The 11,403-nt window shown below is 68.9% G+C and carries 9 protein-coding genes; 4 read left to right on the forward strand and 5 right to left on the reverse strand.

The window, feature by feature from the left end:
• Positions 1-72: 72 nt before the first annotated feature.
• Positions 73-3,606 carry a DNA polymerase III subunit alpha gene (gene dnaE, locus BUB20358_RS23430; protein WP_006763779.1) on the reverse strand — a complete coding sequence of 1,178 codons (3,534 nt, stop codon included), beginning with the start codon at positions 3,604-3,606 and terminating at the stop codon, positions 73-75.
• A 234-nt stretch (positions 3,607-3,840) separates the two neighbouring features.
• Here dnaE and BUB20358_RS23435 point away from each other — a divergent pair, with 234 nt between their 5' ends.
• Positions 3,841-4,695, forward strand: coding sequence for a sulfurtransferase (locus BUB20358_RS23435; protein WP_035971986.1), 855 nt, complete (start codon positions 3,841-3,843; stop codon positions 4,693-4,695).
• A 32-nt stretch (positions 4,696-4,727) separates the two neighbouring features.
• Entirely contained in the window at positions 4,728-5,621 is an 894-nt protein-coding gene (gluQRS, locus tag BUB20358_RS23440) for a tRNA glutamyl-Q(34) synthetase GluQRS (RefSeq protein ID WP_035971983.1), read from the forward strand.
• A 319-nt stretch (positions 5,622-5,940) separates the two neighbouring features.
• Here the strand turns inward: gluQRS and BUB20358_RS23445 are convergent, their stop codons facing one another.
• From BUB20358_RS23445 to purT, 4 genes are all read right to left on the reverse strand, one after another.
• Positions 5,941-7,410: a DEAD/DEAH box helicase gene (locus BUB20358_RS23445; protein ID WP_035971981.1), complete on the reverse strand. Its 1,470-nt coding sequence runs from the start codon at positions 7,408-7,410 to the stop codon at positions 5,941-5,943.
• 428 nt (positions 7,411-7,838) lie between these two features.
• Entirely contained in the window at positions 7,839-8,219 is a 381-nt protein-coding gene (locus tag BUB20358_RS23450) for an MliC family protein (RefSeq protein ID WP_006763775.1), read from the reverse strand.
• Positions 8,220-8,306: 87 nt separating this feature from the next.
• Positions 8,307-8,483, reverse strand: a complete 177-nt coding sequence (locus BUB20358_RS23455) for a DUF6726 family protein (protein ID WP_165802990.1) — start codon at positions 8,481-8,483, stop codon at positions 8,307-8,309.
• Between the two features lie 19 nt (positions 8,484-8,502).
• On the reverse strand, positions 8,503-9,717 hold the full coding sequence (purT, locus tag BUB20358_RS23460) for a formate-dependent phosphoribosylglycinamide formyltransferase (RefSeq protein ID WP_035971979.1): 1,215 nt from the start codon (positions 9,715-9,717) through the stop codon (positions 8,503-8,505).
• A gap of 222 nt (positions 9,718-9,939) precedes the next feature.
• On the opposite strand from purT, the gene BUB20358_RS23465 reads away from it, so the two are divergent.
• Both BUB20358_RS23465 and BUB20358_RS23470 read left to right on the forward strand, forming a co-directional pair.
• Positions 9,940-10,485 carry an META domain-containing protein gene (locus BUB20358_RS23465; RefSeq protein ID WP_006763774.1) on the forward strand — a complete coding sequence of 182 codons (546 nt, stop codon included), beginning with the start codon at positions 9,940-9,942 and terminating at the stop codon, positions 10,483-10,485.
• A 178-nt stretch (positions 10,486-10,663) separates the two neighbouring features.
• The coding region (locus tag BUB20358_RS23470; RefSeq protein WP_496349959.1) for a DNA translocase FtsK 4TM domain-containing protein at positions 10,664-11,403 on the forward strand (740 nt) is incomplete at its 3' end.

The raw sequence follows: 11,403 nt of genomic DNA on the forward strand, positions 1-11,403 counted from the left end.
AACGGGCCGCGGCACCGCGCGAGGGCGATACGACGGCCCGCCTATCGCGACGCTCGCTTGTCCGGCGCGCGGTCAATACGCGATTTCGACGGTACTGCCGCCGAAGGTCGCACGCAGCTCCGCGAGCAACGCATCGCTCGGCTTCACGCGCCACGCATCGCCCAGCCGCATCTCGCCCTGCGCGCGTGCGTTGCTGTAGTGGATCTGCACCGCGAGCCCGTTCGGCAACGGCGCCTGCTGGCGACGGCCGCCGTCGCGTCCGCCGCCGCGCGGCGCCGGCGCGTCCATCGCGTGCGCCGCGGCAGGGTCGTGCTTCGACACGTGCGGCTCGAGCACGCGGCGCAGCACCGCCGCGTCCGCGTTACCGTTCATCGTCAGCCGCACCGCCTGCGCGTAGCGGCTGCGCGCGCGTTCGAGATCCATCACGGTGTCGGCGGTAAAGCGGATGCCGCCCGTGAATGCGTCGTTGCGCGCCTGGCCCTGCACGATCAGCAGCTCGTCTTCCTTGAACAGCGCCTTGTTGGCCTCGAACTGCTCGTTGAAAATCGTGATCTCGCACTGGCCGGTGCCGTCGTCGAGCAGCGCGATCAGCATCTTGCCGCGCTGAGTCATCTGCGTACGCAGCGACGCGATGATCCCGGCGACGAGCTTGTCGCGCCCTTCCTTCAGATCGCCGATCTTCTGGCGCACGAAGCGGCGCACCTCGTCGCGATACGCGTCGAACAGGTGACCGGACAGATAGAAGCCGAGCGCGCCCTTCTCCTCCTGCAGACGCCGCTTGTCGTCCCACGCCGGCTCGTCGACGAGCGCGTGCGCGTGCGGCGACTCCGCGCCCATGTCGAACAGGCCGGCCTGCAGTGCGTTCGCTTCGGCCTGATCGGCCGCCTCCATCGCGAGCGGCACCGACGCGAGCAGTTGCGCGCGGTTCGCGTTCAGCGAATCGAACGCGCCCGCGCGGATCAGCGCTTCGATCGTGCGGCGATTGACGATGCGGCGGTCGATCCGCTCGCAGAAATCGAACAGATCGGTGAACGGCTTTTCGTCGCGCGCGCGCAGGATTTCCTCGATCGCGTTCTGGCCGCTGCCCTTCACGGCGCCGAGGCCGTAGCGGATCGTGCGCGAACGCTTGCCGTCGGCTTCGGCGACCGGCTCGAACCGGTAATGCGAAAGGTTGATGTCCGGCGGCAGCACGACGAGGTTGTTCGCGATGCAATCGTCGAACAGGATCTTCACCTTGTCGGTGTCGTCCATCGCGAGCGTCATGTTGGCCGCCATGAATTCGGCCGGATGATGCGCCTTCAGCCACGCGGTGTAGTACGCGAGCAGCGCATACGCGGCCGCGTGCGACTTGTTGAAGCCGTAGCCCGCGAACTTCTCCATCAGGTCGAAGATCTCGTCGGACTTCTCGCGCGACAGCCCGTTCTTCGCCGCGCCCTCGGCGAAGATCTCGCGGTGCTTGGCCATCTCCTCGGGCTTCTTCTTGCCCATCGCGCGACGCAGCAAGTCCGCGCCGCCGAGCGAGTAGCCGCCGATGATCTGCGCCATCTGCATCACCTGCTCCTGATAGACCATGATTCCGTAGGTCTCTTTCAGGACGGGTTCGACGCGCGGATCCGGATAATCGACCTTCTCGCGCCCGTGCTTGCGCGCGCAGAAGCTCGGGATCAGATCCATCGGGCCCGGACGGTACAACGACACGAGCGCGATGATGTCCTCGAAGCGGTCGGGCTGCGCATCCTTCAGCATCCCCTGCATCCCGCGGCTTTCCAACTGGAACACGGCAACCGTGTTCGCCTTCTTCAGGATCTGGAACGATGCCGGATCGTCGAGCGGCACCTGCGACAGCGACCAGTCGGCCTTCGACGGATCGAGACGGCGGATGTAGCGCTCGGCCCAGTCGAGGATCGTCAGCGTCGTGAGGCCGAGAAAGTCGAACTTCACGAGGCCGACGGCTTCGACGTCGTCCTTGTCGTACTGGCTGACGACGCCGCCGTCGTCGCCCTGCGTGTACAGCGGGCAGAAGTCGGTCAGCTTGCCCGGCGCGATCAGCACGCCGCCCGCGTGCATCCCGACGTTGCGCGTGAGGCCCTCGACGCGCTGCGCAAGGTCGAGCAGCTGATGGACTTCGTCCTCGTTGTCGTAGCGCTCCTGCAGCTGCGGCTCTTCCTTCATCGCGTCGGCGATCGTCACGTGCTTGCCGGGCTTGAACGGAATCAGCTTCGCGACGCCGTCGGTGAACATGTAGCCGAGATCGAGCACGCGCCCGATGTCGCGCACGGCCGCCTTCGCGGCCATCGTGCCGAACGTGGCGATCTGCGACACGGCGTCCGCGCCGTACTTCTCCTTCACGTACTGGATCACGCGGTCGCGGCCGTGCTGGCAGAAGTCGATGTCGAAGTCGGGCATCGACACGCGTTCCGGATTCAGGAAGCGCTCGAACAGCAGGTTGTAGCGCAGCGGATCGAGATCGGTGATGCCGAGCGCGTACGCGACCAGCGAACCGGCGCCCGAGCCGCGGCCCGGCCCGACCGGCACGCCGTTGTTCTTCGCCCAGTTGATGAAGTCCGCAACGATCAGGAAGTAGCCGGGAAAGCCCATCTTCGTGATGGTCCCGCACTCGAATTCGAGCCGCTTGTAGTACGTGTCGCGCTGCGCGTCGCGTTCGGCTTCGTCCGGATACAGCTGCGCGAGGCGCTTCTCGAGCCCTTCGCGCGACAGCTGAACGAGATAGTCGTCGAGCGACATGCCGTCCGGCGTCGGGAACAGCGGCAGCTTCGGCTTGCCGAGCTCGAGCTTCAGATTGCAGCGCTTCGCGATCTCGACCGTGTTCGCGATCGCGGACGGCAGATCCGCGAACAGCGCGACCATCTCGTCCTGCGTGCGGAAGTACTGCTCGGTCGTGAAGCGCTTCTGGCGCCGCGGGTTCGCGAGGATGTCGCCTTCGGAAATGCACACGCGCGCCTCGTGCGCGGTGAAGTCGTCCGCAGTCATGAACTGCGTCGGATGCGTCGCGACGACCGGCAGCCTCAGCGACGCGGCGAGCGACGCCGCCTGCTGGATATACGCCTCGGCGCCCGGCTGACCGTAACGCTGCAGCTCGATGTAGAAGCCGCCCGGAAATACCTTCGCCCAGCGCTCGGCGTGGCGGCGCGCAGCCTCCTCGTTGCCCGCCGCGAGCGCGAGCCCGATGTCGCCCTGCTGCGCGCCCGACAGCGCGAGCAGCCCCTGCGACAGTTCTCCTTCGAGCCAGCTCGCGTCGAGCTCGGCGCGGCCGCGATACTGGTTCGTCAGCCATGCCTTCGACAGCAGTTCGCACAGGTTCAGGTAGCCGCGCTTGTCCTTGACGAGCAGCAGCAGCCGCGACGGCTTGTCGCGGTCGTCCGGATTGGCGATCCAGACGTCGCACCCGGCGATCGGCTTGATGCCTTTGCCGCGGGCTTCCTGATAGAAACGAACGAGGCCGAACGCGTTGCCGAGATCGGTGAGGGCGAGCGCGCCCTGGCCGTCTGCGGCCGCCGCCTTGACGATGTCGTCGAGACGCACGATGCCGTCGGCAATCGAGAATTCGGAGTGAACGCGAAGATGGACGAAGCGGGGATCTGACATGGGCGCTATTGTAGCCGCGTCGCCGCGCGGGCTGCCCAAAAAATCCCCGCGTTGGCCGTCCGGCCGATGCATGCGGCGCGACGACGCGCGCTCGGCCGAACGGCCAGGTGTCGATGCGCACACGGTTTGCGGGATAATACGGGTTTTCGAATCATCGCCCCGGTTTCGCACCCTTTTTTGCGGAGCCGCCGTGCGCCGGCCGCACGGACGCGGCCGTTTTTCCGTCGGACCATCATGACCATCGTCAACCTCGCCGCCTACCACTTCGTGTCGCTCGACGCGACCGAGCAATGGCGCCCGCTCGTCACCGCGCGCTGCAACGAACTCGGCCTGCGCGGCACGATCCTGCTCGCGCCGGAAGGCATCAACCTGTTCGTTGCCGGCACGCGCGAAGCGACGGACGCGTTCATCGACTACATCCGCCACGATCCGCTGTTCGAAGGCAAGTTCGCGACGCTGCAGTTCAAGGAAAGCCTGTCCGAATCGCAGCCGTTTCGCCGGATGCTCGTGCGCCTGAAGCGCGAGATCATCACGATGAAGAAGCCTGCGATCAAGCCGGAGCTCGGCCGCGCGCCGTCGGTCGACGCACGCACGCTGAAGACGTGGCTCGACCGCGGCCACGACGACGACGGCCGCCCGGTCGTGATGCTCGACACGCGCAACGCGTTCGAAGTCGACGTCGGCACGTTCGACGGCGCGCTCGACTACCGGATCGGCAAGTTCAGCGAGTTCCCGGACGTGATCGACGCACATCGCGCCGATCTCGAAGGCAAGACGGTCGTGTCGTTCTGCACGGGCGGCATCCGGTGCGAGAAGGCCGCGATCCACATGAAGGAAATCGGCATCGACAACGTGTACCAGCTCGAAGGCGGCATCCTGAAGTACTTCGAGGAAGTCGGCGGCGCGCATTATCACGGCGACTGCTTCGTGTTCGACTATCGGACCGCGCTGAATCCGCAGCTCCAGCCGACCGAGAACGTCACGTGCTTCGCGTGCCGCGCGGTCGTCACGCCGGACGCGCAGCGATCGCCGAGCTACGTGCCCGGCAAGTCGTGCCCGGCCTGCGCGCAGACGGCAGACGCCGCATAGCCGCGCGCCGCGCGCTCCACGCCCCCGCTCCGATGAACGGCTATCGCGGCCGCTTCGCGCCGTCGCCGACCGGCCCGCTGCACTTCGGGTCGCTGGTCGGCGCGCTCGCGAGCTGGCTCGATGCGCGCGCACACGGCGGCACGTGGCTCGTACGCATCGAGGACATCGACGGCCCGCGCACGGTGCCCGGCGCCGCCGACGACATCCTCGCGACGCTCGCGCATTTCGGCATGACGCCGGACGAGCCGCCGGTCTGGCAGAGCACGCGCGACGCCGACTATGCAGCGGCGCTCGAGCGGCTCGTCGCCGCCGGTCTCGTCTATCCGTGCGGCTGCACGCGCAAGGAAATCGCCGACTCGCTGCGCGCCGCGCACGAGCGCCACACGACGCTCGCGTATCCGGGCACCTGCCGCACCGGCCTGCACGGCAAGCCGGCGCGCGCATGGCGGCTGCGCGTGCCGGACGGCGACGCCGCGATCGTAACGTTCGACGATCGCTGGCAGCGCGTGCAGTCGCAGAACCTCGCGACCGAAGTCGGCGATTTCGTGCTGAAACGCGCGGACGGGCTGTGGGCCTATCAGCTCGCCGTCGTGGTCGACGATGCGGATGCGGGCATCACGCACGTCGTGCGCGGCGCCGATCTGCTCGACTCGACCGCGCGGCAGATCTATCTGCAGCGCTGTCTCGGCGTGCCGACGCCCGCGTATCTGCACGTGCCGGTCGTCGTCGACGCGAACGGCGAAAAGCTCAGCAAGCAGACGGGCGCGACCGCGCTCGAACGTGACGATCCGCTGCCGGCGCTGCAGGCTGCGGCCGCGCATCTGGGCCTTGCAGCGGACGGCGCGCTGCCGGGTGCGACGCTCGACGCGTTCTACGCAACCGCGACGCGCGCGTGGGCGCAGCGCTTCGGGCCGCGTGGCGGTTGAGCCGTGCGTCGGGAGCCGAGCTCGTCGCTGCGGGACGTGGCGAGCCGGGGGCCTAACGCATGAATGCGCGAACGCATGAACGCCGAGCAGTAGGCGACACGAAAAACCACCGCACGAACAACCATGAAACGTCGATAGCGAGCGATCGCCCCATCACAAGCCGTCGCCGCCATGGGCGTCCGACTCGATCCCCGCGAAACGGCCCTACACGCCCACGTTTCCTGCCCAATAAAAAACGGGCATATGCGCATCGCATACACCCGTTCATTCGACGGCGCGCGCGCCGCACCGGCCGCGCAGGCCACCGTCTACACCCGCGTCACGCCTGCGGCTTGCGCGGCATCCCGAAACCGCCGAGCAGCGCCGCGACCTGACGCTTCGGCCCTTTCTTCTCGGGCTGCTGCGCGGACTTCGCGTCGTCCGGCTGCGTCGCCGGCGCAGCCGGCTCGTACGGCTTCAGGAAGAAGTCGTCGACCGGCGCGTCATGGCGGCGATGATGGCCGCCGCGCTCCGATCCGCCGGTGCGCCGCGCCGATGCGCCGCGATGCTCGTCGCGCTCGCGCCGGCCGCCGCGTTCGCCGCCACGCTCACCGCCGCGTTCGTCGTGACGATGGCGCGCAGGCTTGTCGAGCGTGAGCGTCTGCACCTCGAGCGGACGCTTGATCAGTTTTTCGATATCGGCGAGCTGCTTGCGCTCGTTCGGGCTGCACAGCGAGAGCGCGTCGCCCGTCGCACCCGCACGGCCCGTGCGGCCGATCCGGTGCACGTAGTCTTCCGCATTGAACGGCAGGTCGAAGTTGATCACGGCCGGCAGCTCGGCGATGTCGAGGCCGCGCGCGGCGACGTCCGTCGCGACGAGCGCTTCGACTTCGCCGCGCTTGAACGCGTCGAGCGCCTGCATCCGTTCGAGCTGCGACTTGTCGCCGTGGATCGCCGACGCGACCACGCCGTCGCGCTCGAGCTGGCGCGCGAGCCGGCTCGCGCCGATCTTGCTGTTGCAGAACACGATCACCTGCTTGAGCCCGCGCTCGCGCAGCAGTTGCACGACGGCCGCCTGCTTGTCGCCTTCGGCGACGTCGTAGACGATCTGCGTGACGTTCGCGTTCGTCGAATTGCTGCGCGCGACCTCGATCGTCTGCGGGTTGCGCAGGTACGTCGACGCGAGCTTCTTGATTTCCGGCGAGAACGTCGCCGAGAACAGCAGCGTCTGACGCTCCTTCGGCAGCAGGTTCAGGATCCGCTGCAGATCGGGCAGGAAGCCCATGTCGAGCATCCGGTCGGCTTCGTCGAGCACCAGGATCTGCACCTGGCCGAGATTCGCCGTCTTCTGCTGCACATGGTCGAGCAGGCGGCCCGGCGTCGCGATCAGGATCTCGACGCCGCGGCGCAGTTCCGCCATCTGCGGGTTCATGTCGACGCCGCCGAACACCACCGCGCTGCGCAGCGGCGTGTGCTTCGCATACGCGTGCACGTTCGCGGCAACCTGGTCGGCCAGCTCGCGGGTCGGTGTGAGGATCAGCGCGCGCACCGGGTGCCGCGCGGGCGACGCGCTCGTGTTCGCCTGCGGCAGCAGGCGCTGAATGATCGGCAGCGAGAAGCTCGCGGTCTTGCCGGTGCCCGTTTGCGCGGCGCCCATGACGTCGCGGCCGGCGAGCACGACCGGAATGGCCTGCGCCTGGATCGGCGTCGGCGTCGTATAGCCCTGCTCCGCAATGGCTTTCAGGATATCGGCGGCAAGGCCGAATTGATCGAAGTTTGCGTCGGCTGGCTTGGCGACAGAATCGGACATGGTGGCGTTTCGCTCAAAAAGCGCGGCGGGGACATCGTGCGTCAGACCGGCCGGGCCTGCGCTCATCTCATTCAGGAAATAGACGGAGCCGCGGCGCGCCGCGCGACGCCGCTCTGGCGCCCGGCGCAGTTCGATACGAACGTCGCGCGCCAGGCTGTGCGGACTCCGTTCGGCGCGAATGCCGGCGGAAAGGGCCGTATTGTAGCACCGCACGGCCGTCTGTCCGTGACAATGCCCGGAACGGCGTCGACGGCGGTTCGGCCCCCGGTGTCGTGCACGCGGCGGCGCGGCCGACGCCCCGCGCACGTGCATGCTCCCGATCGGCCGGCAAATCAGATGAAGGGCCGGATCGAATCGCGCCGGCCCGGCAATACGGTGCGCCCGCCTGGCCGGCCGATCGACGGACCGATCCGCCCGCGCAACCGCGATCAGCCCTTCTTCTTTTTCTTCTCGACCTGCACGCAGTCCGCGAGCAGCGGCGGCGAGCTCGGGTCGGCAATTTCGTCGCGCAGCGTCGCTTCGCGGCCTTTCGTCCACCACGTGTAGCGGCCGGCCTGATAGCGGACGCCGGATGCCGACACGGTGTCGACGAACAGCAGCCGCTGGCCGTCGACCGGCACGAGCGCGAAGCTCTGGCCGTTGCCGGCGAGCCAGTACGACACACGCACCGGCTGCTTCTGGTTCGCGCACTGATACACGACGAGCTGGCGTGCGTCGGCGTCGATCTCCTCGACGGTCAGCTGCGCGGCATGGGCGACGGAAACGGTCGCGCCGGCCAGCGCGAGCGCAGCGAAGGTTTGGCGGATCATGCGGGTCCTCTCACGAGACGGGTAGCAAGCGCGCGACGGCGGCGCGCGCGGCGGTCATTCGATTGTCGTGCGTTATGCGCGCGGCGCTCACGGATCGATGACGTCCGCGCATGCGTCGGTCGGCGCGGCCGCGACGTGGCCCACGACCGGCACGATCTTCAGCCCGGCCGACGCAACGCGGCACGGCGCGGCCGCGAGACCGCAACCGGCCATGCCGGCCGCCAGCGCCAGCGCGACGGCCAGCTTTCCGATACGCAGCAACATCGTCGTCTCCTTCGTCGGGTCAGCGCGCGGACACGGGCCGCACGGCCGCCGCGGCGCGCTTCGCGCGTTCGCGGGCCTCGTCGACGTTCGCGCCGGTCGCGAGCGCGACGCCCATGCGGCGCTTCACAAAGCTTTCGGGCTTGCCGAACAGCCGCAGGTCGGTGCCCGGCACGGCAAGCGCGTCGCGCACGCCGTCGAACGCGATCCCGCGCTCGTCGAGCCCGCCGTAGATCACCGCCGACGCGGCCGGCGAGCCGAGCGTCGGATCGACCGGCAGCCCCAGAATCGCGCGCGCATGCAGCTCGAACTCCGACTGGCGCTGCGACGCGAGCGTGACGAGCCCCGTATCGTGCGGCCGCGGGCTCACTTCGGAAAACCACACGTCGTCGCCGCGCACGAACAGCTCGACGCCGAACATCCCGCGCCCGCCGAGCGCCTCGGTGACCTTGTGCGCGATGTCGCGCGACTTCTCGAGCGCGCGTGCGCTCATCGGCTGCGGCTGCCACGATTCGACGTAATCGCCGGCCACCTGCACGTGGCCGACCGGCTCGCAGAAGTAGGTACGCGTGTCGAGCGTCGCAGGATCGATCGCGCGCACGGTCAGCTGCGTGATCTCGTAGTCGAAATCGACGAAGCCCTCGACGATCACGCGGCCGTGATTGACGCGACCGCCTGCCATCGCGTAATCCCACGCGGGTTTCACATCGGCCTCGGTGCGAACGACCGACTGCCCCTTGCCCGACGACGACATCACCGGCTTCACGACGCACGGCATCCCGATCTTCGCGACGGCGGCGCTGAACGCGTCGAACGAATCGGCGAACGCATACGGCGACGTCGGCAGGCCGAGCGCCTCCGCCGCGAGCCGGCGGATGCCTTCGCGATTCATCGTGAGCTGCGTCGCGCGCGCGGTCGGGATCACTTCGGCGACGCCGGCCGCCTCGATCGCCGCGAGCGCGTCCGTCGCGATCGCCTCGATCTCCGGCACGATCAGATGCGGACGCTCGGCCTCGACGACCGCACGCAGCGCGGCCGCGTCGGTCATGTCGATCACGTGCGCGCGGTGCGCGACCTGATGGCCGGGCGCGTCGGGATAGCGGTCGACCGCGACGACTTCGACGCCGAGCCGCTGCAACGCGATGATGACTTCCTTGCCGAGCTCGCCGGCGCCGAGCAGCATGACGCGCGTGGCCGACGGCGAAAGCGGCGTACCGAGCCGCTGACCGATCTGCATGTGATTTCCCGCTGGTTCGAGTGGAGAAGGAAAAGGCGAAAAGGCTTCGATGTTAACACGCGCGCCGCCGTCGATCCGGGCGGTTCGGCACGTCGACATCCGGCCGGAACGCGCGTGCGCGCGGGCCGCGAACGTTTTCGTGCGCGAAGTGTCGGCTCGCCTCGCGCGGCGCGGGTGCGTTACTCTTACGCCTTGTTCAGAATCCGATGAGGAACGAGGCTCATGTCCCACCTGTTCGCAGCCGCACGCGCACGCACCGGCCTGCTTCGCCCGCTGCGCGCGCCGCTCTGCGCGCTGACGCTTGCCACGCTTCTCGCCGCCTGCGCGATGCCGACCCATCCCGATTCCGCCGCTCCCGCCCCCGATCCGTACAACCCGGCCGCGGTCCAGCTGCTCGACGACACGCGCTGGGAACTCACCAGCTGGGTGAACGCCGACGGCACGCCGCGCGCGATCCCGCACGGCGACAACGGCGAGCCGATCAAGCTCGCGCTGTCGACCGAATCGGGCGTGCGGCGCGCGAGCGGATTCTCGGGCTGCAACCGCTACATGGGCACGTACGACATCAAGAACGGGCTGCTGAGCTTCGGGCCGCTCGCCGGTACCCGCATGGCCTGTCCGAACACGCTCGGCGGGCAGCTCGAAGCCGCTTACCTCGATGCGCTCGCGCACATCGACAAGACCGGCGTGCAGATGCGCGAGCCGCAGCAACTGCAGATCGTGACCGGCGCCGGCGCGACGCTGACCTTCACGCGCCGGGGCAGCTGATGCATCGCGCGCAGCGAAGGCCGACCGGCCGCCTTCGCTGCGTGCGCGACGCGCGTGCCGCACGCGCATACGTGCCGCGGCATGAAACCCGCGCATGCCGCCTTAGCGTGTTGTCCGTCGGCCGGTTAAACTCGGCGGGTCGCGCACCGCGCTCCCCGCCCCCTTCCCGTTTCAAAGCATGCACACGGTAGTCTTCGGCTGGTTCGGCATTTCCGCCGTCTGGTTCCTCCTTTTGTTCTGGCGTCTCGTACAGGCGATGCTGCCCGGCGGCGGCGGTCTCGCGGGCCGCGGCTCGATCCGGCTGTGGCTCGGCTTCGCGGCCGTGTTCGTCGCGAGCTGCACGCTGACGAGCGCGCTGTCGGGCCCCGACACGAACGCGCTCGGCCACGCGCTGTCGGCCGGCTTCGCGCATCTGCTCGGCCCGATCGGCACGGCGGTCGCGATGGTCGTGCTGTTCTTCGCGGGGCTGCCCTGGTTGTCGGGCATCGGCTGGCGCCGCTTCGCCGCGTGGGTCGACACGTCGTTCGGCATCAAGCTGTCGCGCGACGGCGGCGGCGACGATACGCGCAGCATCGCCGACCTGCCGCGCAGCGCGCTGCATCGCGACGACGACATCGTGCAGCCGACCACCGCCCATACCGTGAATCCGATGGCGCCGCGGCAGAACGGCCGGTACGCGCGCCCGACGCTGTGGAAGCCCGACCCGCACGCGCGGCCGAAACCGCGCGGCAGCACGGCACCGCGTCCGTACGTGGAGCCCGTTGCGCCGTCCGGCTGGCTGAAGCCTGCGTCCAAGCCTGCGGCGGCCGCCCGCGCGCCGGCGCCGCAAGCATCGACGAATGCAAGCGCGATGCCGCCGCCGACGATCGGCAGCACCGCGAGCCTCGCGCGCGCGGCCGCGAATGCGCCGGTGTCGCG

Origin of the sequence: Burkholderia dolosa (assembly GCF_902499135.1) — a bacterium.
In the GTDB taxonomy this organism is placed as follows: Bacteria; Pseudomonadota; Gammaproteobacteria; order Burkholderiales; family Burkholderiaceae; genus Burkholderia; species Burkholderia dolosa.

Excerpts from the sequence above, each read along its gene's own strand:
- dnaE (WP_006763779.1), bottom strand. The coding sequence starts at position 3,606 with ATGTCAGATCCCCGCTTCGTCCATCTTCGCGTTCACTCCGAATTCTCG.
- BUB20358_RS23435 (WP_035971986.1), top strand. The coding sequence starts at position 3,841 with ATGACCATCGTCAACCTCGCCGCCTACCACTTCGTGTCGCTCGACGCG.
- gluQRS (WP_035971983.1), top strand. The coding sequence starts at position 4,728 with ATGAACGGCTATCGCGGCCGCTTCGCGCCGTCGCCGACCGGCCCGCTG.
- BUB20358_RS23445 (WP_035971981.1), bottom strand. The coding sequence starts at position 7,410 with ATGTCCGATTCTGTCGCCAAGCCAGCCGACGCAAACTTCGATCAATTC.
- BUB20358_RS23450 (WP_006763775.1), bottom strand. The coding sequence starts at position 8,219 with ATGATCCGCCAAACCTTCGCTGCGCTCGCGCTGGCCGGCGCGACCGTT.
- BUB20358_RS23455 (WP_165802990.1), bottom strand. The coding sequence starts at position 8,483 with ATGTTGCTGCGTATCGGAAAGCTGGCCGTCGCGCTGGCGCTGGCGGCC.
- purT (WP_035971979.1), bottom strand. The coding sequence starts at position 9,717 with ATGCAGATCGGTCAGCGGCTCGGTACGCCGCTTTCGCCGTCGGCCACG.
- BUB20358_RS23465 (WP_006763774.1), top strand. The coding sequence starts at position 9,940 with ATGTCCCACCTGTTCGCAGCCGCACGCGCACGCACCGGCCTGCTTCGC.